The 26,567-nt window shown below is 60.6% G+C and carries 24 protein-coding genes; 20 read left to right on the top strand and 4 right to left on the bottom strand.

All coding sequences use genetic code 11. The features are described 5' to 3' along the window. Positions 1-13: 13 nt before the first annotated feature. Complete coding sequence (locus H1B37_RS14580; protein ID WP_182867396.1) at positions 14-2,623, bottom strand: DUF1592 domain-containing protein; 2,610 nt, start codon at positions 2,621-2,623, stop codon at positions 14-16. Positions 2,624-3,023: 400 nt separating this feature from the next. On the opposite strand from H1B37_RS14580, the gene aroF reads away from it, so the two are divergent. From aroF to H1B37_RS14540, 8 genes are all read left to right on the top strand, one after another. Beyond that, on the top strand, positions 3,024-4,061 hold the full coding sequence (gene aroF, locus H1B37_RS14575; protein ID WP_182867395.1) for a 3-deoxy-7-phosphoheptulonate synthase: 1,038 nt from the start codon (positions 3,024-3,026) through the stop codon (positions 4,059-4,061). Then, complete coding sequence (gene tpiA, locus H1B37_RS14570) at positions 4,058-4,813, top strand: triose-phosphate isomerase (RefSeq protein WP_182867394.1); 756 nt, start codon at positions 4,058-4,060, stop codon at positions 4,811-4,813. Before aroF ends, tpiA begins: the two co-directional genes overlap by 4 nt. Positions 4,814-4,860: 47 nt before the next feature. Then, positions 4,861-5,421 (top strand): preprotein translocase subunit SecG, encoded by a 561-nt coding sequence (gene secG, locus H1B37_RS33835; RefSeq protein ID WP_286177760.1) that lies wholly within the window; start codon positions 4,861-4,863, stop codon positions 5,419-5,421. A gap of 9 nt (positions 5,422-5,430) precedes the next feature. Continuing rightward, positions 5,431-6,438, top strand: coding sequence for a YicC/YloC family endoribonuclease (locus H1B37_RS14560; protein WP_182867393.1), 1,008 nt, complete (start codon positions 5,431-5,433; stop codon positions 6,436-6,438). A 23-nt stretch (positions 6,439-6,461) separates the two neighbouring features. Then, positions 6,462-7,064, top strand: a complete 603-nt coding sequence (gene gmk, locus H1B37_RS14555) for a guanylate kinase (protein ID WP_182867392.1) — start codon at positions 6,462-6,464, stop codon at positions 7,062-7,064. Next, on the top strand, positions 7,049-7,327 hold the full coding sequence (locus H1B37_RS14550; protein WP_147869873.1) for a DNA-directed RNA polymerase subunit omega: 279 nt from the start codon (positions 7,049-7,051) through the stop codon (positions 7,325-7,327). The genes gmk and H1B37_RS14550 overlap by 16 nt, the downstream gene beginning before the upstream one ends. A 477-nt stretch (positions 7,328-7,804) precedes the next feature. Next, positions 7,805-8,356, top strand: coding sequence for a flavoprotein (locus H1B37_RS14545; protein WP_182867391.1), 552 nt, complete (start codon positions 7,805-7,807; stop codon positions 8,354-8,356). Positions 8,357-8,430: 74 nt separating this feature from the next. Beyond that, positions 8,431-10,074: a putative manganese-dependent inorganic diphosphatase gene (locus tag H1B37_RS14540; RefSeq protein WP_182867390.1), complete on the top strand. Its 1,644-nt coding sequence runs from the start codon at positions 8,431-8,433 to the stop codon at positions 10,072-10,074. Positions 10,075-10,360: 286 nt separating this feature from the next. Here the strand turns inward: H1B37_RS14540 and H1B37_RS14535 are convergent, their stop codons facing one another. Beyond that, on the bottom strand, positions 10,361-11,839 hold the full coding sequence (locus H1B37_RS14535) for a BBP7 family outer membrane beta-barrel protein (protein ID WP_182867389.1): 1,479 nt from the start codon (positions 11,837-11,839) through the stop codon (positions 10,361-10,363). 241 nt (positions 11,840-12,080) lie between these two features. Between H1B37_RS14535 and H1B37_RS14530 the strand changes: the two genes are divergently transcribed. From H1B37_RS14530 to H1B37_RS14520, 3 genes are all read left to right on the top strand, one after another. Then, positions 12,081-12,473, top strand: a complete 393-nt coding sequence (locus H1B37_RS14530) for a heavy-metal-associated domain-containing protein (RefSeq protein WP_182867388.1) — start codon at positions 12,081-12,083, stop codon at positions 12,471-12,473. Positions 12,474-12,514: 41 nt separating this feature from the next. After that, the gene (locus H1B37_RS14525; RefSeq protein WP_286177758.1) at positions 12,515-13,243 is read left to right on the top strand and encodes a sirohydrochlorin chelatase; all 729 of its coding nucleotides are present in this window, start codon (positions 12,515-12,517) and stop codon (positions 13,241-13,243) included. A gap of 471 nt (positions 13,244-13,714) precedes the next feature. After that, on the top strand, positions 13,715-14,974 hold the full coding sequence (locus H1B37_RS14520; protein ID WP_182867387.1) for an LL-diaminopimelate aminotransferase: 1,260 nt from the start codon (positions 13,715-13,717) through the stop codon (positions 14,972-14,974). Positions 14,975-15,110: 136 nt separating this feature from the next. Here H1B37_RS14520 and lnt read toward each other — a convergent pair whose 3' ends face one another. Continuing rightward, complete coding sequence (gene lnt / locus H1B37_RS14515; protein ID WP_182867386.1) at positions 15,111-16,910, bottom strand: apolipoprotein N-acyltransferase; 1,800 nt, start codon at positions 16,908-16,910, stop codon at positions 15,111-15,113. Positions 16,911-17,213: 303 nt separating this feature from the next. Here lnt and H1B37_RS14510 point away from each other — a divergent pair, with 303 nt between their 5' ends. Further along, the gene (locus tag H1B37_RS14510) at positions 17,214-19,268 is read left to right on the top strand and encodes a serine/threonine-protein kinase (protein ID WP_182867385.1); all 2,055 of its coding nucleotides are present in this window, start codon (positions 17,214-17,216) and stop codon (positions 19,266-19,268) included. 140 nt (positions 19,269-19,408) lie between these two features. Here H1B37_RS14510 and H1B37_RS14505 read toward each other — a convergent pair whose 3' ends face one another. Then, the gene (locus H1B37_RS14505) at positions 19,409-20,902 is read right to left on the bottom strand and encodes an SGNH/GDSL hydrolase family protein (RefSeq protein WP_182867384.1); all 1,494 of its coding nucleotides are present in this window, start codon (positions 20,900-20,902) and stop codon (positions 19,409-19,411) included. 22 nt (positions 20,903-20,924) lie between these two features. Here H1B37_RS14505 and H1B37_RS14500 point away from each other — a divergent pair, with 22 nt between their 5' ends. The 8 genes from H1B37_RS14500 (at position 20,925) to rpsK (ending at position 26,529) form a co-directional block, all read left to right on the top strand. Further along, a complete protein-coding gene (locus tag H1B37_RS14500) occupies positions 20,925-21,467 on the top strand; it encodes a shikimate kinase (RefSeq protein ID WP_182867383.1) in 543 nt (180 codons plus the stop codon). 356 nt (positions 21,468-21,823) lie between these two features. Continuing rightward, complete coding sequence (locus tag H1B37_RS14495) at positions 21,824-22,570, top strand: sugar phosphate isomerase/epimerase family protein (RefSeq protein WP_182867382.1); 747 nt, start codon at positions 21,824-21,826, stop codon at positions 22,568-22,570. 10 nt (positions 22,571-22,580) lie between these two features. Then, positions 22,581-23,396: an NUDIX hydrolase gene (locus H1B37_RS14490; protein WP_182867381.1), complete on the top strand. Its 816-nt coding sequence runs from the start codon at positions 22,581-22,583 to the stop codon at positions 23,394-23,396. A 231-nt stretch (positions 23,397-23,627) separates the two neighbouring features. Next, positions 23,628-23,957 (top strand): thioredoxin, encoded by a 330-nt coding sequence (gene trxA, locus H1B37_RS14485; RefSeq protein ID WP_147869862.1) that lies wholly within the window; start codon positions 23,628-23,630, stop codon positions 23,955-23,957. 6 nt (positions 23,958-23,963) lie between these two features. Further along, positions 23,964-24,758 (top strand): thymidylate synthase, encoded by a 795-nt coding sequence (locus tag H1B37_RS14480; protein WP_182867380.1) that lies wholly within the window; start codon positions 23,964-23,966, stop codon positions 24,756-24,758. Positions 24,759-24,885: 127 nt separating this feature from the next. Beyond that, positions 24,886-25,422 (top strand): dihydrofolate reductase, encoded by a 537-nt coding sequence (locus H1B37_RS14475; protein ID WP_182867379.1) that lies wholly within the window; start codon positions 24,886-24,888, stop codon positions 25,420-25,422. Between the two features lie 185 nt (positions 25,423-25,607). Continuing rightward, positions 25,608-25,979, top strand: a complete 372-nt coding sequence (rpsM, locus tag H1B37_RS14470; RefSeq protein ID WP_436298275.1) for a 30S ribosomal protein S13 — start codon at positions 25,608-25,610, stop codon at positions 25,977-25,979. A 166-nt stretch (positions 25,980-26,145) separates the two neighbouring features. After that, complete coding sequence (rpsK, locus tag H1B37_RS14465) at positions 26,146-26,529, top strand: 30S ribosomal protein S11 (RefSeq protein ID WP_147869860.1); 384 nt, start codon at positions 26,146-26,148, stop codon at positions 26,527-26,529. Positions 26,530-26,567: the final 38 nt, after the last annotated feature.

Raw genomic sequence — 26,567 nt, 5'->3', positions numbered from 1 at the left:
CTTCGTTGATTCGCTACCGTTTGGTCGCGTCGGCGTCGTAAGTTTGGAATCGGAATTGGCGGCTGAGGACGACTTCGCTGACCAGGTCGGCCAAACGAAATTGATTGCCACGCGTGTGTTCGATGATTTCGTCGATCGTGCAACGGTCGTCGGGTGTCAGTTCGCGGCCGATGGCAAAGGTCAGCAATCGCTCGGCCAACGTTCGGGCCAGCCCCTCGATCTCGGTCTCGGCCAACATGCCGCTCAGTTCGGCGCCCCCGTTAAAGGACCGCCCGTCAGGCAGCGCGCCGCTGGCGTCGATCGGTTTGCCGCCCTCTTCGGTACGGTATTGGCCGATCGCGTCAAAGTCATCCAAGCCGAAGCCCAATTGATCCATCACACGATGGCAGGACGCACAGGACGGACTTTGACGGTGCAGTTCGAGCTGCTCGCGAAGCGTTGCGTTGTTGTCGGCAGACTTCCCTTCATCTAAATCGGGGACACCCGCCGGCGGATCCGGCGCTTTGGTCCCCAGGATGTTTTCCAGAATCCACTTGCCACGCAGCACGGGACTGGTGCGATTGGGCGTGCTGGTCAACGTCAATACGCTGGCATGAGAAAGCAATCCGCGGCGGGGCGTGCCGGACAACGAAACCTTTTGATACCGCTGACCGCTCTGGGACGCATCATCGACGTTCAATCCGTAATGCCGGGCCAGCGGCTGATTGACGAACGTGTAGTCGGCCGTCAGGAACTCGCCGACCGGCAGGTTCTCTCGCAAAATGTGCAGAAACAATGCTTCGGTTTCACGCACCATCGCCGATTTCAGTTGGTCATCAAACGTCGGAAACCGTTTGCCGTCGGCCTCGTGATCGGTCAGGTTCCGCAGCCCCAACCACTGGGCGGCAAAATCCGATGCCAACGCATCGGCCTTTTGATCGGCAAGCATGCGTTCGACGTGGCCTTTCAATCGTTCCACGTCCAACTGATTGCGATCGGCCTGTTCCAACAAGGTTTGATCCGGCGTGCTGCTCCACAAAAAGTACGACAACCGCGTCGCGAGTTGGTGTTGGGAAAGCGGAACGTCTCCGAACGCATTCGGTTGACTGTCGGCCGGCGGCGTCTCGACACGAAACAGGAAACGCGGACTGACCAAGATTGCCGACAATGCGATTTGTGTCGCCCGATGGTACGATGCCCCGTCCTTGACCGACTGTTCGACCAATTCCGCGTAAGGGCGAACCTCTTCGTCGGTCACCGGACCACGAAAAACCATTTGCATCAGTGGTTTTAAATTCTTCAGCGCCACTTTTTCCACATCGCGATAACGGCCTCCTTTCTTCAGCGCGTCGTGACGGACAATTTCAAACTGCTTCGGCGGATGGGCCTCGCGTGGATGCTTTCTCGGACCGCTGACCTTGAAGGAACGGAACATGAATGGAAAGGCATCCGAATCGATTCCTCGCTCTACCGGGACGGGTTTGCCACGTTTTGCCAGGATCGATTTGACGCGATCCGGATCCAGGTTGGTGACGGATTCAAACTTGGTCTCCCCCACCTTCAACTCTCGATCATCCAAAACGGGAACAAAGATCAAGCGGTGTTTCCCCTTGGACAACTCAATGGTCTTGTTCATCGAATCCGCGCTACCGCCTCCGCCGAAATAATCCAGCCCGTCGGTGGCCAGCAACGTTCCGCTGGCATCGCAAATCGCAACGTTCACGCGGCCGCGATCTTTCGAGGTCGCTCCGCCACGCACATCGATGCGGTACTCGCCGTCAAAGGGCGTTTCCAAATCGATCCAGGCAAAACTTTCACCATCAATAAAGCGGCCGTTGAAACTGCCGATCTTCGGCTCGCCATAAATCGGGATCTGGTCGGGGGGAACATCAAGACGCAATTCCGGCAGGTCGGCGGGATCGACGATCACTTGACGCGAGACGGACTCCGCCGCTTCGATGAACTTTTCGATCAACATCGGACTGAGCGACAGCACATCGCCGTTGTTGTCAAACCCCGCGCCGACTTCATCGGAAGGAAACCGATCGGCCGGTCGCAGATCCATCCCGAATAAATCGCGGATGGTGTTGTTGTACTCGCTTCGGTTGAGTCGCCGAACGGTGACCTTTCCCGCTCGCGGTGTCAGATCGCAAGTCGAGGAATACATCGTGGCCTCCAGCGACGAGACCAACAACTTGCGTTCTTCGATCTCCGGCGTGTCGTAGTCTTCCGGCGGCATCGCGCCGAAGCGGACCATTTCCAGCACGCGTTTGACTTCCGCCGTGGTCAGGTCGCTCAGCGTTTCAAAGGGGCTCAGGTCCAAGCCGCCTTCCTGGACGTCTTCGTTGTGACAATCCACACAGTAGGCCTGCATCAGTGGCAACCCGCTCGATTGCCATTCGGCGAGCGCCTCGGATGCCGCCGTTTGTTCATCGGCCGGTGGGGCGGCCTGCGAAGACGCCCCGTCGGCGACGATCCAGAGGCAGGCGAGCAAACAGGCCAGCGGCGATGGACGCGCGATCGTCAATCCGAAGGTCGAGCGGTTGTAGCGAGGCAGGACGTCGTAGGGACGTATTGCGATCGGGTGATCGAACACGGAAAAACCAGCGGGTAGTTTGTAGGCGGGACCGCAATCGGGATTCATCGGCGGGCGACAAAACGCACCCGACCGACGGCACACCCGACCGCGGTGATGGGAAGGGACAGTTAATTGTAGGAATCCGGTCACCTTTTTCCAGAGAAATCGACGGTTCTGGGCCAATTAAGACAGGATGGACGAATCCCCCCGGATTTTGTCTCCAGTTTCCCCAGGCCACTCGAGAATCGTGTCGTCAATCACCGCTGGAATAAAGAGGGGTTTGGGGCTAGGCCTGCCTTGGAGGTCGCCTTTGGCCAACCGAGCCGAGTTGGGAGAACACGGGGACTGTCTTTCCGCCCCGCAAAAACCTTTGGCCTCGACGAACCGCCCCCCGGATCGCTAGACTCTCCCGCTTCGATTCCTTTCCCGGCCCGATTCTTCCCCATTTTGTTTCCTGCGATTCACCGTGATTCTGATTCTCAAGGGCGGAGCGACTGACGAGCAAGTCGACCACGTCATCGAGCGTGTCGAAGCGATGGGGTTGAAGGCCCACCTTTCGCGTGGGACGTATCGGACGATCGTCGGCATCATCGGTGACGAATCCAAGATCGTCGTCGAATCGGTGCGCTCCATTCCGGGGGTCGCGCAAGTCGTCCCGGTGCTGCCGCCCTACAAATTGGCGTCCCGCGAAGCCCATCCCGAATCCAGCGTGATTGATGTCAGCGGCGTCAAAATCGGCGGCGGGTTTGTCGGCATGATCGCCGGGCCGTGCAGCGTCGAAGAAGAGGACCGCATGCACCGGATTGCCGAGCAGGTCGCCGCGGCCGGTGCCAACCTGTTTCGCGGCGGCGCCTACAAGCCGCGCACCAGCCCGTACGCGTTCCAGGGACTTGGCGAGGAGGGGCTGAAGCGACTGCGGGACGTCGGCCAGGCCCATGGGATGCCGGTCGTGACCGAGGTGACCGACCCTCGGTTGGTCGGACGGGTCGCCGAGTACGCCGACATGCTGCAAGTCGGTGCCCGGAACATGCAGAACTTCGCGTTGCTGAACGAAGTCGGCGCCTCTCAGCGACCGGTGTTGCTTAAACGCGGCATGTCGGCGACGGTCACAGATTTGCTGATGTGTGCCGAGTACATCTTGTCCAAGGGCAATCCCAACGTGGTGCTGTGCGAACGCGGGCTCAAGAGTTTCGACCCGGCGACACGCAACTTGTTCGACGTCGCCGCCGTCCCGTTGGTGCAGCAGCTGAGTCATTTGCCGATCATCGTCGACCCGTCCCACGCCACGGGCAAGCCCGAATTGATTCCCGCCTGCGCCATGGCCGGCTTGGCCGCCGGGGCCGATGGGATTCACATTGAAGTGCACGATTGCCCGGAAGTCGCCAAGAGTGACGGACCCCAGGCGTTGTTGCCCGAACAATATGCCGAATTGACGAGCCAGCTGAAATCGCTCGCCAAATTACTAGGAAAAACCATTTCACCCCTGCCGGAGAAGACAGCGTGAGCCGCCGAACCATTATCGCCGGAAACTGGAAGATGAACACACGTGCCGCAGACGGCGCGTCGTTGGCCCAAGGCATCGCCGATGCCGTCGGCGAAAACCCGACCGTCGAAGTCGTCGTCTGTCCCCCTTCGGTCTACCTCAGCCGGGTCGCCGATGTGCTGGCCGGATCCGCGGTCGGGCTGGGGGCGCAAAACCTGTACCCGGCCGACGACGGTGCCTACACCGGCGAAGTCAACGCCGCCATGCTGTGTGACAGCGGGTGCCGATACGTGATCCTGGGGCACAGCGAACGACGCGCCATCCTGGGTGAAACCGATGCCCAGATCAGCGAGAAACTGGCCGCCGCCCTGGCGGGCAATCTGGTCCCAATCGTCTGCGTCGGCGAAACGCTCGACGACCGCGAGGGCGGCAAGACCGAAGCCGTCGTCGAAGAACAACTCCGCGGCTCGCTCGATGGCCTGGACGAAGCCCGGGCGTCCGGCGTCGTCATCGCGTATGAGCCCGTTTGGGCTATCGGCACCGGAAAAACCGCCTCGCCCGAGCAGGCCGAAGAGGTTCATGCGTTCATCCGCAAACTGCTCGGTGAATTGTTCACCGACGAAGTCGCCCAGCAGATGCGAATCCAGTACGGCGGCAGCGTGAAACCCGGAAACGCCAAGGAATTGCTCGGACAACCGAATATTGATGGCGCCCTGGTCGGCGGTGCCAGTTTAAAAGTGGATGACTTCGTCGCAATCATCAACGCCGGCTGATCTCCCGTCGGCCTCCCTACGATCCAAAGACAGACAACGGATTTTCAATGACCATGTTTACCAATCAGACCTTGATCCTGGGTTCTCTCGGCAGCGCCGTGCTGGGATGGCTGATGTTCATGCTTTCGGTGTTCCTGATTCTGCTGATCCTGGTCCAACGCGGCAAAGGCGGCGGGCTGACCGGTGCCCTGGGAGGACCCGGTGGCCAAAGTGCCTTCGGCAGCAAAGCGGGAGACACGTTCACCCTGATCACCGCCGTTTCGGCGATCATCTGGGGTTTGGTTTGCGCCATCGCGATGTATTCGTTGGGGGTTCCCCCGCTGACCGCCGATGACGCCGACTACCCCATCGACGACACCCCCGCGTTGCAGTCGCCGGCCGATGATTCCGCGGACGCCACCGGCGCCGGCGGACTGAGCGGACTGAGCGGATTGCTGTCGGAAGAACCGGCAGCGTCGGACCAGCCGGCTGCCGATTCCGATCCGGAAGCCGACACACCGTCAATGGAGTTGACTCCGGCTGAAACCACCCCAGCCGAGGACGCTCCGGCTGAAGCCACTCCGGACGAGGACGCTGCGGCCGAATCGACCGAGTCGAATCCCGAATAGGGCGGCTGCATGGCTTCAGACCAATCGACCATCGCAGCGGCCGGCGACACTGGCGGTGTGACCGGGCAAATTCGCAGCATGACCGGGCAAATTCGCAGCATGACCGGGCAGGGGCGGGCCGCGGGGCCGACCGACATCGGCACCCTGACGGTCGAACTGCGGACGGTCAACAACCGCGGATTCAAGTGTTCGATCCGGACGCCGGACGCGCTTTCGGGCGGCGAATCGCGGATCGAATCGGTCGTCCGCAAGTACCTGCACCGGGGATCGGTCAACCTGGCGATCAACGTCGAACGCCAGCAGGGCCAGACACCGGTTCAGATCAACGACACCGTGTTGGCCGGGTACATCCGTCAGTGCCAAACGGCGATCGACCAAGCCGGGGCGGCATCCGCAGCGAACGTTTCACTGGACGTCGCGTCGCTGATGACGCTGCCCGGCGTGCTGACCGGGTCGCTGCCCGAGGGAGATCAGGCGGAGAAGATCTTCCAGCAGACTCGCCTGGTCGTGATCGATGCACTGGAGAATCTGGTGGCGATGCGGCAGCAAGAAGGCGCCCACATGGTCGAAACCTTGCTGGGGGAATGCGCAACGATTGCCGCCCATGTGCGTGCGATCGAATCACTGGCCCCACAGGCGGCCGAAAGCTATCGCGTCCGCCTGGAGGGAAAAGTCAAGCGGGTGCTGGCCGAATACGATGCCGAAGTCAATGCGGTCGACCTGCTTCGCGAAGTCCAGGTGTATGCCGACAAGGCGGACGTCAGCGAGGAAGTCACCCGCTTGGACGGCCACCTGAAATTGTTCCAATCGGTGCTGCGGGGCGAGACCCCCGATGGAGAAAAGAACGCGACGAAAGACGAACCGGTCGGGCGAAAGCTGGATTTCATCATCCAGGAAATGTTCCGAGAAACCAACACGATCGGCTCCAAATCCGCCCACGCCGATGTCTCGGCGATCGTCGTGGAAATCAAATGCGCGATCGAGCGGATGCGTGAGCTGGTGCAAAACCTGGAGTAGCCCGGCAGGGCGGTGTTTGAACAATGGCTGAATCGACTTCTGCGCAACTGATCCTCATTTCCGGTCCCAGCGGGGCGGGGAAATCAACGGTGACGCGGCGGCTGTTGTCCGACTGTGAGCTGCCGCTGCGGTTGAGCGTTTCGGCGACCACCCGAGCCCCGCGCCCTGGCGAAAAAGACGGAAGAGAATATCATTTCCTGTCCCAGCAGCGTTTCCAGGAACTTCGCGACCAAGACGCCTTTCTGGAATGCAAAGAAGTGTTCGGCAGGGGGCATTGGTATGGCACCTTGCGCAGTGAAGTCGCCGAGGGCTTGGCCGCGGGGGATTGGATCATCCTTGAAATCGATGTCCAGGGTGCGATCGAAGTCATGGAGCATCTGGAAGCGGATCCCATTTCGCTGTTCATCCATCCCGGCGGAATGGACGAATTGGAACGCCGGCTTCGCGACCGGGGGACGGAAACCGAAGCCGGGATCCAGAGCCGTTTGGAGACGGCCGCGGGCGAAATGCGGTTCGTGCACCGCTATCAATACGAAATCATCAACGGCTCGGTCGATGCGGCCGTCGCCCAAGTCTGCCAAATCCTAAGAGACCATCAGGAGAAACACACATGCTCGAAGAACTGAAAGACGAAGAAACCGTCAACAAGGTCGGCGGTCGATTCAAATTGAGCACCTTGATTCAAAAGCGACTCGTCCAGTTGAACCAAGGCAGCCGTGCCCTGGTCAACGTCGACACCCACGACAAGATGTCGATCGTGCTGCAAGAAATCATGCAGGACAAGATCGTGCTGAATATGGACAACGAAGTCGAGCAAGTCCAAGAGATGGACTTGGATGCAACCATCGCCGCGGCCGAATCGCCCGACCTGGACGCCGCCGACCTGTAGTCCGGCGGGGACATGTAGGTAGCTACGCTCGTCAGAGCGTGGAAATCATCACGTAGCTACGCTCGCCAGAGCGTGGAAATCATCGCTGGTCTCCAGCGGGACGCGTCACGGCCTGTTGATTAAATCAACCGGCCGGTCAACGACCGGCACGCAGCCATGCTCTCGTACCCAGCCAGAGTTGCGCGATCCTGGTGTGGCTCCGTCACACGCCACACCAGTCCCAGAAGGCTCAGCTTCGGTTGCACAAAATCGCGAGGCCTGCCATCGTAAAATCTCTTCCGAATCGTTTCTTGGACGCCTGCAGAAGTCGGGTAAAAAGATTTTGGGGGTAAGAAAATGATGAGATGCACCATCCATCGCAGTTAGCCAATTTTCCTGCCTTCAAAATCTTCCTACCTCTCCACTTGCCACCTCAGAGGGAATGGAGAGAACAAGCTCGCGATACTCTCCCGTTCCATCGTCTTCACTCACGACACCATGTCCGACGCGGCTCCACCCCCACGAATCTTGCTGGCCGTCGGCGGCGGGATCGCCGCTTACAAGGCCGCGATGCTTTGCAGTCGGCTGGCGCAGCGGGGCTATCGGGTGCAGACCGCGATGACGCGTTCGGCGACCGAGTTTTTGGGGCCGGCGACCTTGGCGGCCTTGTCTGGACGCGGCGTCGGTTTGGACGGATTTGACAACAAGCACCCGCTCGGTTCGCACATCGAACTCGCTCGCGATGTGGACCTGATGATCATCGCCCCGGCGACCGCCAACCTGATCGCCAAGTTCGCCCACGGCGTCGCCGATGACTTGGTCAGCACGCTGTACCTGCAAAACACCGCGCCGGTCCTGGTCGCTCCGGCGATGAGTGACCCGATGTGGAACAAGCTCGCGGTCGGTCGCAACGTCGACCAGCTGGCCGCCGATGGATGCCATCTGATCGGACCAGACAGCGGATGGTTATCCTGCCGTGTCAAAGGCATGGGGCGGATGAGTGACCCGGAGGCGATTCTGGATCGGGCGACGGAAATCTTGGCCCGGTAGGATCGACGATGGCAGCGATTGCGGTGACAATGCCCGGCGGGTCCCGGCAAAACGTTCCATTCTAATCGTGTCTTATGGCTTTATTCGTTTTTGGTCATCGCAACCCCGACACCGATGCGATTTGTTCGGCAATCGCGTACGCCGATTTTCTAAGACGCACGACACGGCCCGATGCGATCGCGGCCAGTTGTGGCCCGCCCAACCAACGGACCGAGTACGCACTCAAGGTCGCCCAGCTCTCGGCGCCCCGGATCGTGATGGACGTCCACCCGTTGGTCGAAGACGTTTGTCAGACCGACGTCACGTCGGCCCATCACGACGAAGTGTTTTACGACGTCTATCGCCGGATGGATGAACGTGGGTTGCGAAGCATCCCGGTGGTTGACCGTGACGGCAAACTGACCGGGCTCATTTCGCTATTGGACATGTTGGAACTGGTGCTCGACAGCGGCGTCGATTCGCTGAAATCACGCCAGGTCCGGACGAACCTCAGCAAGATCGCGTCGGTGCTCGGCGGGTCGTTCCAGCACGTCGTCAACCCGGAAATCGACGAGGACTTGATCGTCAGCGTGGGGGCGATGAGCGCCGGCGGATTCACCGACCACATCAAACAGTTTCCGGCGGAAAAGTTGCTCGTCGTCAGCGGTGACCGACCGACCATCCAATTGCCGGCCTTGGAACTGGGCGTCCGCGCATTGGTCGTCACCGGCGGTTACCAGTTGTCCGACGGGTTGATGCAATTGGCCAAAGCCCGCGGGATCACCGTCTTGGGCAGCCCGTTTGACACCGCGACGACCACGATGCGAATCAAGGCGGCCCAGTTGATCGGCGATATCGTCCAGCAGGATTTCGTTTCGCTGCCCGCCAAAATGCCCGTGACCGAAGCCCGCGACAAAATCTTTCGCTCTCCGCAAACCATTTTCCCCGTGCTCGAAGACGGCAAACTGGTCGGCGTGCTCAGCAAAAGTGACCTGGTCAATCCGCCCAAGACCGAATTGGTGCTGGTCGACCACAACGAACTCGGACAAGCCGTCCCCGGGGCCGAAGACGCGCGGATCGTCGAAGTGCTGGACCATCACCGTTTGGGCGGCTCACTCAAGTCCACCGAACCGATCCGATTGACGATGGAACCGGTTGGTTCGACGTGCACGCTGGTGGCCAAGATGTATCGCCAAGCCCACATGGATCCCGAGCCCGGGGTCGCACTCTGCATGGCGTCGGGAATGATCAGCGATACGCTTTACCTGCGTTCCCCCACGACCACCAACACCGACCGCGAACTGCTGCAGTGGTTGCAGCAGTATTGCACCGTGCCGCTGGAATCGTTTGCCGAAGACTTCTTTAAAGTCGGCTCGGCACTCCGCACCTGCTCGCCCGATCAAGTCGTTCGCGAGGATTGCAAGCACTTCGAAGAATCCGGTCACGCATTCTCCATCTCGCAAATCGAAGAGATCGGATTCGATCTGTTTTGGGAGCGTAAAGACGAACTGTTCGGGGCAATTGAGGGCATGGCCCGGGATCAAAAATTGGACTTCAGCGCCTTGCTGGTCACCGACATCGTCAGCAACGGCAGTTTGTTGATGATGAGCAGCGAACCCAAGGGGTGGGAAGAAATCAACTATCCCGAACTGGAGGACCGGCTGTATCAACTCGATGGTGTCGTCAGCCGCAAGAAACAACTGCTGCCGCTGATCAGCAGCCTGATGGAATCGGCCTAAATCGCCGCGCCCGTTGGTGTTTAGCCTTGAGGCGATCCCCCGTCGCTGCTTGGGACGTCAATGGAATAAGTGACGGATTTGTTCGTAGCGGAAGTCGCCAAGACTTTCGTGTTTCGGGGCAGAAGCGACTCTTCTAGCGCCGGCCCTCTCTGGCGTTTGCTTGCGGCGCTAACTCCGTCTCTGCCTGAGGGAGAGAATTTAAATGGGTTGCCAATAGACGCCGCAATACAATCGACGTTCCAGGCCGCGAGCGCCGGCGGCTAAAGTCTGGACACCAGCGCAAACCCTAAAAATTCAGCTCACCGCCCAGCTGTAACCCATGGGCCAGGTAATCCGATTGGTCCCAAGCGACCGCTGGCCGCAGGACACCTGAGACAGCACCCGCACCGGGCGGGATCAATCCCGGGTGGATGTCCCGGTCGATTTGCTCGGACGCGCGAATCACGTTGGGCAGATACAGCACCGTGTAGCCGATGTGGGCGTGCAACCGATCGGTCAACCGGAATCCCAGCCGAATGCCCAGCTCGGGGATCATGCCGAATTCATCGCGGCTCCGCGTGCCGCCGTTGGTCGTCTGTGCCAACAATCCGCCGCCATAGGTTGCCGAGCTGCCTTGATCATTGATCGTGGTGCTGCCGGAAACTCGCAGCGTTTGTTCGATGTTGCCGATCGCGACCCGCATCGAGGTTTCCAGCCAGGCCCGTTGAAGCAACCGGCGGCGAACGATGCCCAGTTGCAGTCCGTGGAACTGGTTGGTCGTCTGGAACTGATCAGAAGACGCGATCGTTCGGTCCTGCCCGACCACCAAGCTGCGGCGGTTTTCGTTGATCGCCAACGAGTCCCGCAAGCGGATGTTTCGGTAACCGATGATCCAGTCGGTGCGGTTGCGCAGTCCACAATTTTGGCAACAGACGCCATGGGCGGGGCACAACGAGACGCGCGCGTCGATCAAGAACGATCGCAAGTCGGTCTCCGAGCCGACGCGAATGTCACCGCCGACCAACCCCGGGTACGCGATCAGTTCGGCCGTCTCGACGCCTTGGCTGACGTCGACATAAGGACGCCCCAAGATCACCGCGCCGTCACTCGATCCGTTGTAACCGTCATCGAGTTCATCCAGTTGAAAGTACTCCATTTCGATCGCAACATTGCGTTGCGGTGTGATCCACCATCCGCCGCCGAGCAAAAAGCCGCTGACGGAACCGTCGTTGACCGAATCGCCGCCGAAGGCAACCGAGGTGCCCGGCTGGCCGAGCACGGCGGCGCTGCCTTGGCCGGTGCCATTGGGGCTGGTCGTCACCAGTGGCGGGGTGTCCATTCCAGTCACGTCCCAGAGCAGGTATTCGGCGCGAAAAGAAAGCCGGGATTCGATCCGATTTCGCAGCTCGGGAATCAGTGGATCGAAATGACCGACGGTGTTGTAAATCGGTCCGCCCTGAAACAGCGGCCCGCTAAACAGACCGGTCGCGCCTTGCACGTTTTGCCCTGCGGCGGGGGGGCTGGTCGCTGTCCCCAGGGTGGGCGCCGGAGCCAGCGCATAGGGGTCCGCGCTGTGATAGACCTGACTGTCCACTGGCACGAGCCCAGCCGGTGCGACAAACGAAGCCGGTGCGACGATTTGGTAGGGATCGCTCGATGCTGTCCCGGCGACCAGCGGCGGCATGTTGGCGGAAACCGACGACGGGGGCGACTGGGCGTCGCTAAAACCGGCGATCACCAGCAAACTGACCAGCCCGCCGAGTTGCATCAGCGGCGCTAGAGCCACCGGCCGACCGGCCGAAATCCGGCCCCTTTGGTTCGCGATTGCCTTCCAGATGTGACGCAACGGGCTAGTCTCCGAGCGAAAGAGGTGTGAAAATCGCCTGGATCGCGGATTTTCGATCAAGTTTTCGGTGGCGGATGCCGACGACCGACGGAAATTGCGATAATTGACCAATTCACGTCAAGATGAAACGATGGGGGCAGCCCCACCATCGCCTACCTTTCCAAGCCCAAGGACCTACCACATGCGTTCTCTCGCTTACGGTGCCGCCATTTTGGCCGCTGCCGGAATCATGTACCTGATCACGATGTCATCGAACGAACCCGCCGGCCAGAACAGTGAGTCGCCGGCTGCTGCCGAGACCTCTTCGATCACTCCGGATGCCGAAGTGAACACGGCATCGCTGACGATGAACGTTCCCGAAATGCATTGCCCGTTCGCCTGCTACCCTAGCGTCAAAGAAAACCTGGAAAAGCGATCCGACGTCCTGACCGTGGAATTGGCCCCGCAAAAAGAAGACGGCATCATCGACAACCCGCAAGTCATCGTGACCTACAAAGACGGCTTCGATGCCGACCAGGCGATCGCCCAATTGGAAGCGGCCGGATTCAGCGGATCGACGGTCGTCAACAACTAGTGGGCGAGCTTTCGGCAGCCACTTCATCCCCCGATGGGGTTTTGCTGGTCGGTCACGGGACCCGAGACCCCGAGGGGACGGCCGAGTTTTTTCAGCTGGCGTCGGTCTTGGCCCGGCGGATGGTGCCGGTGCCGGTGGAAGGCTGTTTGCTGGAATTCCAGCACCCCACGATCCCCGAAGCGTGGCAGACGCTGGTCCGCCGCGGCGCGAAACGCATTTGTGTTGCGCCCTTGCTGTTGTTCGCCGCCGGACACGCTCGCAGTGATATTCCCGATGCGGTCGCCGCCTGTGCAGCGGAAACCCCCGGCGTGATGTCTGTCCAATCGGGACCCTTGTCACGTGCCCCGACCATCGTCGAACTGCTGGCGTGTCGGATTCAAGAAGCCACACCCCAGGCCGACGATTCGGTCGGCCTGTTGATGGTCGGGCGGGGCAGCTATGACCCTTGTGCGAAAGCGGACATGCGGGTGCTGGGGGAAATCGTGGCGCGGCGTTGCGGCATCGGCCAGCACGCGGTCGGCTTTTACGCGATGGCCGAGCCCAAGGTTCCCGAAACACTGGACGAATTGGCGGCCCGTCCGGGAATCCAGACGGTGATCGTCCAGCCACATTTACTGTTCCAGGGGCGGCTGTACGACGCGATCGGCACGCAAGTCCGCGAGGCCTCGCAGCGCCACCCGGATGTTCGATTCGTCGTCGGCGATTACCTGGGGCCGACCCCCGAGGTCGCCGAGGCGCTGATGCGACGCATCGGCCAAGCGACGTGGTAGGCGGTTGGGCGGGTGTTAGGATCGGCCCTGCAGGCGGGTGTTGCTGCCTCGACAAATTTCTTTGCCTGAAGGGCATGCAAATCCGTAGCCTGGGGCAAGCCGATTGAGCGTAGCGAGGCGGCGCCGCCCCAGGAAAACTGCGGCAACGATCTCGGATTTGGCCAACGGCCATGCACATGCCTCGCGTCGGCCTGAACAGTTGTCTATGGCCGTTGGCCAAAATCGTTCCAGAATTCTTTTTGCACCTTGGGCGATGCCCAAGGCTAGGGGTGTAAACGGCCTATGGCCGAATTCTCTCGGTGCGAGCCGGTTTCCACACTCAAGGTTTGCGGTGCCCCCCAGTGTCCTGCCCGGGAGGGCGAATTGCCAAAACACCCGCCGGGAAAACCCACCCGGCGGCACTCGCGAGTTTTTGTCCGTCGGTTTATCATTCCGAGCTAACATTTTTCTTCAATTCCACCGATCGTCGCCATGTCCACCGCTACCGAACCTGACGTCAAAGATCCCTACTTCCAATCGCTGTTCGCCGACCGCATCGGCGGGGCCGGTTACGGAAAGAGCACCGAGATTTACAAGTTCGAAAAGATCAAACGCGCCAAACGCAACGCGCTGGCCGCCCATCCGGACCGCCAACTGCTGGATTTCGGGATCGGTGAAAACGACGCGATGGCCGACGAATCGGTCCGCAACGTGATGGCGGCCGAAATCAACCAGCCCGAAAACCGCGGCTACGCCGACAACGGCGTGAGCGAGTACAAGGAAGCCGCCGCCCGGTTCATGAAGCGACACTTTGACGTCGAGCTGGATCCCGCGACGCAAATCAATCACTGCATCGGCAGCAAACCCGCCTACGCGATGTTGCCGGCATGTTTCATCAATCCCGGTGACGTGACGATGATGACCGTGCCGGGCTATCCGGTCGCGGGGACGCACACGCGCTACTACGGCGGCGACGTGTTCCGATTGCCGCTCTTGAAAGAGAACAACTTTCTGCCGGATTTGGATTCGGTTCCCGACGACGTCTATCGCCGCACCAAGTTGCTGGTGTTGAACTATCCCAATTCGCCGACCGGACGATTGGCGACGCCGGAGTTTTACGCCAAGGTGGTCGCACTGGCCAAGGAAAAAGAGTTTGTCGTTGTGCATGACGCGGCGCATCTCCTGCTGACCTTTGACGGCAAACCGACCAGTTTCTTGCAAACGCCCGGCGCGTTGGATGTCGGCGTCGAAGTGCATTCGATGAGCAAGGGCTATGACATGATCGGATGGCGGATGGGATTCGTCGCCGGTCACGAGCGGATCGTGTCCGCCTTTGCCGACGTCAAGGACAACAGCGACAGCGGCCAATTCATCGCCACCCAAAAAGCCGCCGCGGCGGCGCTGGATGACGATTCGATCCCCGCGCGGATCAACGCCAAGTATCGTCGCCGGATGGAAAAGCTGGTCGCGGTCCTGAAAGAGTGTGGTTTCGATTGCGAAATGCCCGGCGGAACCTACTTCCTGTACACGCCCGCGCCGACCGGGACCGAAAGCGGCGAGACGTTTGAAAAGGCCGAGGATGCGACGCGATTCCTGATCGAACAACTCGGCATCGTCACCGTGCCGTGGGACGACGCCGGCGCGTACCTGCGTTTCAGCGTCACCTACGTGGCCGACAGCGAAGCCGACGAAGACGCGTTGATGGCCGAGACCAAACGCCGGCTCAGCGCAGCCAAGTTCACCCGCGGGTAGGCGGCTTCCGATGACCGGTGGGGAATGTTCGTCATCCCTCCCATGCAAACGTCACCCCATGCAAACGTAGCTACCTTCGCCAGAAGGTGGTTTGCCGGGATTGATCCGCGCTCGTATCGAGCGTGGCTACGTTGAATCATCGCTGCCCGGCGAGGTCTTCTTCATCCTGCGATCGATCGGCATCTGCCGCTCGGCCGGGTATCCACAGCATCGCCAACACCATCAGCGTGCAAACCCGCGCCGGCCAGTCGCCGATCATCAGCACCAAACTGGTTCGGTTGTCGATGGCGGGCGTGGCGATCACGCATCCGTTGTCGCCTTGACGCAGTTCCTCGACGACGCGGCCGTTGCTGTCGATCCACACCGTCGGGCCGTTGTTGGCCGCCGAAAGGATCGGACGACGACAGGCCACCGCGACCAGTTGGGCGCATCGTTTGTGGTGCACGACGACGCTGGAATCATCGAACCAGGCGTCGTTGGTGACGGTGACGATCGCGTCGGGCAACCCTTGATCGTCGCTTTTAAGTTCACGCAGGTGATTGATCGCGACGCGTTCGACCGCGGTCTCGATGCAAATGTTGGGGCACAAGGTCGTCTCGCCGACCGCAAATCGTTTGGCGTGCTCGCCCGACGTGAGCCCCATGTTCTTGGGCACCCAATCACGCACGATCGGCAGGTGTTTGACCAGCGGAATGTACTCGCCGAACATGACCAGGTGCGTCTTGCCGTACCAGTTGCGGACCTGGCCGTCCGGCCCCACGTGGACGATCCCGCTGTACATCTTTGTCGTCGCACCGTCATCGATCACGCCGCAGCCGCCGATCACAGCGGGTCGAGGCGTGTCGGGGCCGTTGTGGGTCGCCAGCATCGCTTGGAGCGAGGCGGCGCGAAATTGAAACCGATTGCGGTGCTCGGCGATCATCGCCCGCTCTTCATCCTCGGTCAGCCCTAATTCACGCGCCATCGCGCCGTTGCCCTTGCCGGCCATCCAGGGGATCCGGCCGGTGAACATCGACTCCGGCCAGACGACTGCATCGATCGTTCGATCCGTGGACTGGAAGGTTCGGATCGATTCTTGTGCGTAGGCATCAAATAACTCCAGTTCCCGCGACGGGTCTTGGTCGTATTCCACCGGTTCGTTGCGTCCGATCAAAGCGATCGTGGTCGGGGACGGTGTCGTCGGCTGACTCAAACGATACCTGCCGTATAGAAACGTGGCCGCGACGAGCGCGGTGGCGGCGACACAGCAAACCACGACTCCGCCGATCAAGGGCTCTCGCGGCGTCGCACCCCCTGGCGTCTCGGCCGTCGCGTTCACCACAGCGGCTCGCCGTGAGCACACGAGTGAAAACAACGCCACGTTGACGACGACGATCAGCAACGATACCGCGTAGCTGCCGCCCAGGTCGGCGATTTGGATCATGGTCGGAACGTCGGCCAGGGTGTGCCCCAACATCGTCGCCGAGATTCCGGTCAACAGGTAGTTTCGAATGCACTCGATCGCCACCCAGGCCAGCGGTGCGGCAAGGATCATCGCGACGCCGTTTCGCATCAAACGCCGCAGCATGACCACAAAGGCGATCGGATAAATCCCCAAGTACGCCGCCAGCGCGATCCAGCAAGGGTAGATCAAGGGATTGGCGAATCGCAGCCCCTGCAGCGTCAATGCCCAGTAGCCGGCGCCGGCCAGGTACAACACCGCGTACTGTCGCCGCGAGATCGTTTCGCGTGTCGCGGCAACCAGCAGCGGCATGACGGCGACGGCCGCCAACGGCCACCACGCCAACGGGGGCTGGCTCAGCCACGGCACGATCAACGACGCCAGCGCGATCGACCACCACGAGCGCCCGATCGGCGACTTGGCCATCGTCGGCTTGGGGCTTGGCTGGCCTTCGGCGGACAATGTTCGTTCGTCAGATGGTGGTTCAGACCGCATGGATTCCGCTGGGGGGGCCGAGGTATTCATGCCCAGATGGTACGGAAATCCGGCGGCCAGCGGAATTCGGATCCGGCCACCCCCAGACGTATGATGCCGGAAACCTGCTAGATTAATGAAGTCAGCTTGCTCGCCCGGGACCACGGGGTGTCAACACAAAACGTCAGGTTTGTTGAAACCCTCCCCTCGCTACGCTCGACCCTCCCTGGCAGGGAGGGTTTTGCAAGACGAGTCGACCACCAATGGTCTGACACACGGTCTGATTCCCCCTTCTCGCAGTCTTTTCTCACGCTCCGATTCGACATGAAGCCCCCCGAATACCTTGGCCCCTATCGGATCGGCGAGACCCTCGGCAAGGGTGGCATGGGATCGGTGTTCAAGGCCCAGCATGCCAAATCGGGCCAGGACGTGGCGGTGAAATTGATCTCCGCACAAATGTCCGACGAAATGCGGTTTCGACGGCGATTTGACACCGAAATCAAAACGCTCAAGCTGCTCAGCCACCGGAACATCGTCAAATTGATCGGGTTCGGCGAAGAGCAGGGCATGTTGTTCTATTCGATGGAGTACGTCCAAGGTGACACGCTGCAAGAATTGATCCGACGCGAAAAGAAGTTGCCGTGGATGAAGGCCATCGAGATCGCGATTCAAGTTTGCGCGGCACTCAAACACGCCCACGACTTTGGCGTGACGCATCGCGATTTAAAACCGGCCAATCTGGTCGTGCAGCACGACGGCACGGTGAAGCTGTTGGATTTCGGGATCAGCAAGATTTTTGGCCAGGACCAGACCGCCGCCGGGTCGATCATGGGCACCGCCGACTACATGGCCCCCGAGCAGGCCAACAGCGGCGGCGTCACCTCGCGGACCGATCTGTTCGCACTGGGGTGTGTGATGTACGCGATGCTGTGCGGCAAGCCACCGTTTCGTGGCAAGAACATCACCGAAGTCATCTCGGCGCTGCAGCACAAGGATCCCGTTCCGCTGGACCTGGTCGACCCCGACCTGCCCGAGGACGTCGTGCAGATCGTGATGGAGTTGCTCGAGAAGCGTCCCGAGGATCGGCCGCCGACGGCACTGGCCGTGATGAATCGATTGAAAGCGATGCGGGCCGGATTGCATCGGCTGCAGACCTTGTCCGATCGCCCCGTCGATGAGTCAAATTCCCCGACCGGCAGCGGCACCAAGCACCAGCCCCCGGAGGTTTCCGCTGACGACAACCGTGCCGACACGGATCGATCGGGGCGCCAGTTCGATACCACCGGTCCGGAAAAGAAGACCGACGGCAGCGCCGACAAGGCACGCTCGGCCAAAACACGTCCCGAAGACACGGTGCCCTTTTGGGACATCGATGACGAGGGACGCACGGCGGCGGGCAAGGTCGATTCCGCGGCGCCGACCGTGCAAACCGAGGGCCATGACGGGAAACAGGCCACCGTGCTCGGCACCGCGGTCACGGCCCCACTCGGCGGCGACCCGGCCGCAAAGGATGGCACGTCCGGCGATCAAGGCTCCAGCAACATCGACACCTCGGTCGGCTTGGGAGGGAAGACACATTTTCAAACCGTTTCCGACGGCGAAGTGCGCGAAGGTTTTTTTGTGCCCTCCAAAAGCCAGGCGGAACACCCGGCGCTGCGCGTCGTTTCGATCGCCGCGCTGTCACTGTTGCTGATCGCCGGGGCCGTCTTCTTGTTCCTGTCCACACGCGGGCCGACGGCGGAGGAATTGCTCGCCAAGATCGACACCCCGGATCAATCCGTCCAGTCGTTCCAAGTTCAAAATGAAATGGAACGGTTTTTGAAACTGTTTCCCGATCACCCCCGGGCCGACGAGATTCGACAGCGAGAATGGATCTATCGCGTCGAAGGGACGGTGCGGCGTTTGAAGTTGAAGGCCAAATTGCGCACCAGCGAAGACCCGCTGTATGAGGCGACGTTTCTGCAGGCGATGGAGTTGCGGAACAGTGACCCGCCCGCCGCGGTCGAAAAATTGCGTCAATGGATCGCCGTCTTCGCCAACGATTCTGCCGATCAAGACGGCGAGCAAGCGAGCCTGGCCGAGTTGGCCCGATTCGAAATCGAACGGCTCACGCAGGCCCAGACAGAAAAACAAGAGTCGCCGGGTGACCCCAAGTTAGCTGAGCTGATGCGTCGGATCGACAACGCCGAACAATTGCCCGACCAGAAACGCAGGACGTTGCTCGAAGGCATCGTCACGCTCTACGAAGGTCAACCCTGGGCGGCGCCGGCCCGCGAGCGCGCCAAACAGTTGCTGCACGCCCCCTCGCAGTCCGGCGACTCTGAAGAAACGCCGGAAGTGCCGGACCGAGAACAACCCCCACAGCCGGGATCGAAGTGACCCGCTGATAGCGGCGCGAACGAAACGTCGTGTTTTGCCGGACAAACGTAGCTACCTTCGCCAGAAGGTGGGCCCCCGAGTCTTCCACGCTCTGGTGAGCGTAGCTACGTCCGGATCAACGGCTTCCCCCGATGTTCGATTTACTCCGGTTCCAGCGACAGCTTCCCGGCGCGTCCGGCGGCCCAGTTCTTTAGCCCTTCCAATCGCTGTTTGCCGCGGGCGTAATAGGTTTCGTCCAGCGAATCGAGATGTTCCGCCGCGCGTCGTCGATAGGCTTCCTCGCCGGATCCGCTGGCGTGGATCTGAAACAACGCCATCACGGAATCAGACACGGCGTGGGCGATTTCTTGATGCCCGGCGATCGTCGGATGGATGTGGTCGGCGAACCGCTGTGGATCCTCGATCCCATCAGGAAGCGGTCTCAGCTGAGAGTCGGTTTGATCGAACAGCTGGTCGCACCGGATCGGTTCCAATCGATGCCGCTGGGCGAGTTGCAAGACGATGTTGATGATCGGCGTGGTCGCGCGCAAGGGGCACACGTCGTGATCGCGGGCTGCGTAGAGATGGGCTCGCGCCGGCCTTGAGCGACCATTCTCCCAGTGCAACCTGCCCGCCAAGTAGTGGGCCCCGGCATGCTCGGGATCGATCTTCAAACACGCGTCGCAGGCTGCAATGCGTTGCTCGTACGCGATCGAGGGATCTTGAGCGATCGATCGATGATGTTGGAATTCCGCCAGCGAAGCGTCGTCTAATTCCGCCGCCAGCACTTTAAACGGTGGTGTCTTGACCACATCGCTGGTCGGCACACACAGCAGCAACGGAACCTCGGCGGCGGCACACATGCCGATCATGCGCTGGAGCGTGACGCGAAAATGTTCCGCCACGCCGCGTCGCCATTGATCGTCACGAACATAGCGTTCCATGCCGCCGGCATTGTCCAGGCGAGTTTGCAACGCCGGGGACAACTCCTGACTCGGGACGGTTTGGGGCCGCAGACGCCGGCGCAGCGATCGGACCAGGTAAGACGATTGGGCCAGTCGCTGCAGCGGATTGTGTTGCCAGGCGATCGTGTTGTAGCTGCGTTCTTCCAGAAACTCGTTGTGGCCGGTGTACAGCACGATCGCGTCGGGCGAGTGTGCCAGGATTTCGTCCAGGATGATCGCGACGCGGTAACTGGCGTAGGAAACGCCGCCACAATTGACGACTTCGTAGACGTGGGACGGATCCTGTGCCTGAAGCCGCAGCTGCATCCATTTGGCAAACGCGGTTTCGGTTTCGTAAGGCCGGCCCTGGACGGTCGACCCGCCGAGCACGAAGATACGCCGAACGTTGGCGGCTTTGACCGCGGCAAACGAGGCGGGGCGAAAGAAGTTCAGCCGTGATTCGGGAATCATCCAGCGCGACGAGTCATCCGATTTGACGAACAGCGAGGACTGGCCCGAGGTGTCGAACACGGGATCACGGGTCAGGTTTGCCGCGTCGACGGATTGGGTCGCGCGAAGGTAAAGTTCCGCCGCGACCAACGGCAGCACGGCCAACGCAATGCAGGCCAACCGGAACAACCACACTCGCCGCGTCGACAGTTTCGGTGGCGTTGACTCCGTCGGCGTTTGGATAGTGGATCGGTCCGGCACTTGAAATCAGAACTCCTAAGCAATGAATACGGATCGAATTTACTTGACCGGTTACCGGGGCACGGGAAAAACCACCGTCGGAAAACTGATTTCCGCCCAACTGGCCACCGAGTGCGTCGATTTGGATGAGGTGATTGAGCAAGCCGCGGGGAAATCGATCCGCGAGATTTTTGCCGACGGCGGAGAGGAACTGTTCCGCGATTGGGAAACACGTTGCCTGGGCCAGGTCGCTGCCGATCCGGCTCGGGGGCGTGTCATCTCGCTGGGCGGGGGAGCGATCTTGCGTGACCAGAATCGGCAAGTGATTCGTCAGACCGGGGTTTGCATTTGGTTGACCGCCGGCCCGGACGTGATCGCCGATCGTCTGTCCACCGACCAGACTAGCGGCGAGCGCCGCCCGGCGCTGACGGATTTGTCGGCGGTGGAGGAGATTCGTGAATTGCTGGCGAGGCGCGAACCGCTGTATCGCCAAGCGGCCGATTTTGTTCTGGCGACCGACCAGAAATCCCCCGAGCAATTGGCCGCCGAGGTGGTTGGGTGGTTGGACAAGGTGCGGAAAGCGTAACAGCCCCCAATGCCAGCACGCAGCGTGAGCAAGTGGTTTTCCGCATCTTCTTTGATTGGGCTAGACAGTCGCCGTCCTCTCCGAGGTCGGCGCGGGCCAAAGCTTTGCTTTTCCGATCCGCCGAGTTCGGAGAACACGGCGACTCACGCTTCCCGCTGGCATGAACGTTGGGTTTCGATTGGCACAATCGAGCCCCTTGGGCCCTTTCATCACCATCGCCCAAAAACCGGTCTTTTGCCCCGATCGCCAAACTCGGTACCCTTTCGCAAAACCCTTCGTGGCCGGGGCGTGCTGTTCGATCGCCCGCTGTCTTGCGTTCCGATATTTTTAGACGTTTGAATTGAAAGGATACTCCCGTGTTGATCGCCGCTTCTACTGAATGCTTCCCCGGTCTCGAATTACTCGGTGCGATCGAACTGGCTTCCGACTTGGAATTCACCGCCGTCGAGATCGCGATTCACGAGTCCGGGAACGTCAAACCGAGCGAATTGCTGGAGGATATGGATCGCTCCATCCAATTGCTCCGCCACACGCACCGGCTGGATATTTCCGGCTACAGCGTGCAATTGGCCTCCACCGGCGCCGACCATTACCAGCAATTCGCCAAGCTTTGCTGGCTGGCCAAGACCACCAAGGTGGTTACCGTCACCGTCCCCTCGGCCGAACAGGGCACCCCGTTCAACGAGGAGGTGGAACACCTGCAAAAACTGGTCGAAATCGGCGAAGCGGAGGGCGTTCGGGTCAGCGTGAAGAGCCAATTGGGATGCCTGAGCGAGGATCCGGATACCTTGATGGTGCTGTGCAACAACGTCGACGGGCTGGGGATTACCTTGGACCCGAGTGTCTACATCACCGGTTCGGCCAAGGGAAAGAGCCTGGACAACATCCTAAAGTTCGTCTGCAACGTGCACCTGAGAGACACCCGTCCGGATGCGTTTCAGGTCAGCGTCGGGCAGGGCGAAGTCGACTACGGAAAACTGATCACCCAGTTGGAACGCGAGAAGTACGATCGTGCGTTGACTGTCAACATGACGCCGATGGAAGGTTTGGATCACCGGGTCGAATTGCGAAAGCTGCGGCGTTTGCTCGAGACCCTCGTGTAAGGTTTTTGCCGTGTCCGCCGACGACCGTTCAACCGAAATCCAAAAGACGGCGGAATCCATCGAAGCCTTCGCTGCGGCGGTCGGCCCCGTGCTGGGCGGTTGGGACACACCGCGGCTAAGATCTCCGTTAATTCCTGTCTCCGACCAGCGGCTGGCGTCCGCACTCAGCCCACGATTGTCCTACGGTCGCCACCGCGGCCCGGCCCGATTGAACTCCCGCCAGGCGGCCGTTGCGATCGTCGTTTACCCCCAGCGGCAAACCGGGCGGTTGTGCCTGACGTTGACGCGGCGTCCCATGGCACTGTCGCATCACGGTGGACAGATCTGTTTGCCGGGCGGGCGAATCGAGCCCGGCGAGTCGCCGTTTCAGGCCGCCGTGCGTGAATACCAGGAAGAACTGGGGGTATCGCCCCAGGTGATTCAAGTGGTCGGGCGATTGAATCCGATCTACGTTTTCGCCAGCGATAACCTGGTCGAAACACTCGTTTTGACCGCCGGCAGCCCGGTCGGCGATTGGCGTCCCGATCCGGTGGAGGTCGATGAGGTGATCGAGATGCCCCTGGAGAGTGTGGTGCAGCTCGCAGGCGGCTCGCTAGCGTCGTCCTGTCCGCCATGCAAGATCATTGCGGAAAATCGGGACCGTATCGGTAAGAAACAGGGCACCGGCGAGGTATTCCAGTACAGATTTGGACACCCTGCGATCGAGTTTGTCGATTGCCAGGGGCATCGACGTGTCGTCTGGGGCGCGACCGCCATGCTGCTGGGGGAGTTTGCCGACGCGGTCTGCCGTGCCATTGATGAGGGTGCGTCCGACGGCAAGGATTGAACGTTCGTGGGGGCAACGAACCGACGAACCCGTCGTTGTTTGGGGTGTCCGGATTATCCCTGATGTGGAGTGGTGCCCGGACTGCGTTGGCCGGTCGAAACCCGCGTGGGTGAAATTCTCGCTGCGGCTAACTTGGCCGACCACCGGCAGCGTCCTACAATTCGCACTCGAGCATCGGCGTGCTATCGCCGGCCTCCACTTTTCCCTGTCGTTTTCTTGAGGACCAGAACCATGGCTTCAGATGCCGTGAAAGAATTTACTGATGACAACTTTGACGCCGAAGTCCTGCAAGCCGATGGCGCGGTGCTCGTCGATTTTTGGGCACCTTGGTGCGGCCCCTGCCGTGCGATCGCGCCGATGATCGATCAATTGGCCGAGGAAAACAGCAATGCCAAGATCGGCAAACTGAACATCGACGATGCGCCCAGCGTCGCCCAAAAGTTCGGGATCACCGGCATTCCGACGTTGCTGTTGTTCAAAAACGGCGAAGTCGAGCACAGTTTCCGCGGTGGCAACACCACCAAAGCGGCCCTTCAGGAAGCGATCGACGCGTCGGTCTAAAGCGAAATGCTTCAATACCTCCGCCTGCTCGAAGACATCCTGGAATCCGGCTCCGATCGCGGCGACCGGACCGGCGTCGGCACACGAAGCCTGTTCGGCCGCCAGTTGCGATTCGATTTGTCCGACGGTTTTCCGTTGCTGACGACCAAAAAACTGCACCTCCGTTCGATCATCATCGAACTGTTATGGTTTCTGCGCGGTGACACCAACATCGCTTGGTTGAATCAGAACGGGGTCCGGATCTGGGACGAGTGGGCCGACGAGAATGGTGACCTGGGGCCGGTTTATGGGCACCAATGGCGTTCCTGGCCGACCCCCGATGGGAAGACGATCGACCAGATCGCTTGGGTCGAAAACGAAATCCGCACCAACCCGCTTTCGCGCCGGCTGATCGTGTCGGCCTGGAACGTCAGTGAGGTCGGCGCGATGGCGTTGCCGCCCTGTCACACGTTGTTCCAGTTCTACGTCAGCGACGGCCGGCTCTCCTGCCAGCTGTATCAACGCAGCGCCGATGTCTTTTTGGGGGTTCCCTTTAACATCGCCAGCTATGCGTTGTTGACGATGATGATGGCCAACGTCACGGGGCTCAAACCGGGCACGTTCGTGCACACCTTTGGCGACGTGCACCTGTACCAGAACCATTTCGAGCAGGCCCGCGAGCAATTGACCCGCGAGCCGAAGCCGTTGCCGGAATTGTTGATCCGCCGCACACCGGAGTCGATCGATCAATTCGTCTACGAAGACTTCGAAGTCGTCCGTTACGAGCCCCATCCGCACATCAAGGCGCCCGTTGCGGTCTGACAGTCGCCGTCCTCTCCGAGGCCGGCGCGGGCTCAAGCCTCGCTGTTTCGAGCACGCCGAGTTCGGAGAACACGGCGACACTCCGGACACGCCGTCAAACCGCAGGTTGAGGATGAACGAACCACTCATGAGGCCAAACATCGAATTGGAGCGCAGCACTAGCTCCCCTCCCGTCACCGCCGTCGTCGCGATGACCCCCAGCGGGGTGATCGGGCTCGATGGCACCATGCCGTGGCGGCTCCGCGAGGATCTGCAGCGTTTCAAGCGGATGACCATGGGGGGCGTGTTGGTGATGGGCCGCAAGACGTTTGATTCGATCGGCCGGGCGCTCCCCGGGCGGCGGACGATCGTCGTCTCACGTCAACAGGGGCTCGATTACGAAGGCGTCGAACTGGCGTCCTCTCCCGAAGACGCCCTTCGGCTGGGCGGTGATGCCGCGATCTATGTGGTCGGCGGGGCGGAAATCTATCGTCAACTGATCGATCGTTGTGACCAGGTCTATTTAACACGGGTGCTTTCGGGCGTCCGCGGCGACACCCGATTGCAGCTGGATCTGTCGGATTTCCGCACGATCGAGCAGTTTCGCGTGCCGGCCGGGCCGCATGACGTGGTTCCGACGGAGTTTTTTCGGCTGGTGCGGAAACGGGGAAACGAAAATTCCTGAAAAGGCGAGAAAGTGGCCATTGAGCAAAAAGGGGACCATTCGCTATAGTCCGGGATTCTTGGCCAGCACTTTTTCTGACTTTCTGCGGTCGAGGTCCCTTCACGGGTCGCCTCCCACCACAGGTGTGCTGTGTCTTCATAGTTTTAGCACGATGATTTTGCAGGAGCATCGCCATGCCCCGTTTGTTGGGCGTCGACATCCCGAACGACAAACAGATCCAGTATTCGTTGACCTATCTCTACGGCGTCGGCCTTCACACGGCCCGCGAAGCCTGCGAGAAGCTCGGCGTGGAACCGACGCGCGCCGCCAGCGATCTCGGGGAAGACGAATTGGGTCAAATCGCAGCACTGCTGGAACGTGATTACACGGTCGAAGGACCTCTGCGTCGTCAAACGACCCAGAACATCAGCCGGCTGCGTGAGATCAAGTCGTACCGCGGCATGCGGCACCGCATGGGATTGCCGGTTCGCGGACAGCGGACCAAGACGAATTCCCGCACCCGCAAAGGCCCCAAGAAGACCGTCGCCGGAAAGAAGGGCGTCAAGGATCTTCGTTAATCGCCCGGACGGATTCGGCCGCGGCATGATCGCCGCCGGCCGGCCGCTCCGATGCGTTACCCAAGACAGATTTTCGTTCGGTCCGAGACAGTGTCTGCGCCCGCCGCGCCGCTGCCCTTCGGCCCCAGTTCAACCATCAACCGTTTGTAGTTTTTAGGACTTTGCAGTGGCAAAGAGCAACAAGAAAAAGCGAGTACGGCGTAACGTGACTAACGGCATCGCCCATGTTCACGCGACGTTCAACAACACGACGGTGACGATCACCGACGTCAAAGGCGACACGCTGTGCTGGGCAAGTGCCGGGACCAGCGGGTTCAAAGGCAGCCGTAAAAGCACCCCCTTTGCCGGTCAATGCGCCGCCCAGCAAGCCGCCGAAAAAGCGGCCAAGTTCGGCATGCGTGACGTCGAAGTGCGTGTCAAAGGCCCCGGCTCGGGTCGTGAAAGTGCCATCACCGCGCTGCAAGCAGCCGGATTGAAGGTCAAGCTGATCGAAGACGTCACGCCGATTCCGCACAACGGATGCCGGCCGCGGAAAAAACGTCGCGTCTAACCGACGGCGTTCACGTCTCCTCCTTTACACCCGCATTT

Origin of the sequence: Stieleria mannarensis, from assembly GCF_014154935.1 — a bacterium.
GTDB lineage: Bacteria > Planctomycetota > Planctomycetia > Pirellulales > Pirellulaceae > Stieleria > Stieleria mannarensis.
The sequence above is the reverse complement of the archived record's forward strand: the minus strand, read 5'-3'. Positions and strand labels throughout refer to the sequence as shown.

Excerpts from the sequence above, each read along its gene's own strand:
- H1B37_RS14550 (WP_147869873.1), top strand. The coding sequence starts at position 7,049 with ATGCTCGAAGAACTGAAAGACGAAGAAACCGTCAACAAGGTCGGCGGT.
- lnt (WP_182867386.1), bottom strand. The coding sequence starts at position 16,910 with ATGCGGTCTGAACCACCATCTGACGAACGAACATTGTCCGCCGAAGGC.
- H1B37_RS14510 (WP_182867385.1), top strand. The coding sequence starts at position 17,214 with ATGAAGCCCCCCGAATACCTTGGCCCCTATCGGATCGGCGAGACCCTC.
- H1B37_RS14540 (WP_182867390.1), top strand. The coding sequence starts at position 8,431 with ATGGCTTTATTCGTTTTTGGTCATCGCAACCCCGACACCGATGCGATT.
- gmk (WP_182867392.1), top strand. The coding sequence starts at position 6,462 with ATGGCTGAATCGACTTCTGCGCAACTGATCCTCATTTCCGGTCCCAGC.
- secG (WP_286177760.1), top strand. The coding sequence starts at position 4,861 with ATGACCATGTTTACCAATCAGACCTTGATCCTGGGTTCTCTCGGCAGC.
- H1B37_RS14580 (WP_182867396.1), bottom strand. The coding sequence starts at position 2,623 with ATGAATCCCGATTGCGGTCCCGCCTACAAACTACCCGCTGGTTTTTCC.
- H1B37_RS14500 (WP_182867383.1), top strand. The coding sequence starts at position 20,925 with ATGAATACGGATCGAATTTACTTGACCGGTTACCGGGGCACGGGAAAA.
- H1B37_RS14560 (WP_182867393.1), top strand. The coding sequence starts at position 5,431 with ATGGCTTCAGACCAATCGACCATCGCAGCGGCCGGCGACACTGGCGGT.
- H1B37_RS14480 (WP_182867380.1), top strand. The coding sequence starts at position 23,964 with ATGCTTCAATACCTCCGCCTGCTCGAAGACATCCTGGAATCCGGCTCC.
- H1B37_RS14545 (WP_182867391.1), top strand. The coding sequence starts at position 7,805 with ATGTCCGACGCGGCTCCACCCCCACGAATCTTGCTGGCCGTCGGCGGC.
- H1B37_RS14530 (WP_182867388.1), top strand. The coding sequence starts at position 12,081 with ATGCGTTCTCTCGCTTACGGTGCCGCCATTTTGGCCGCTGCCGGAATC.
- trxA (WP_147869862.1), top strand. The coding sequence starts at position 23,628 with ATGGCTTCAGATGCCGTGAAAGAATTTACTGATGACAACTTTGACGCC.
- H1B37_RS14475 (WP_182867379.1), top strand. The coding sequence starts at position 24,886 with ATGAGGCCAAACATCGAATTGGAGCGCAGCACTAGCTCCCCTCCCGTC.
- H1B37_RS14520 (WP_182867387.1), top strand. The coding sequence starts at position 13,715 with ATGTCCACCGCTACCGAACCTGACGTCAAAGATCCCTACTTCCAATCG.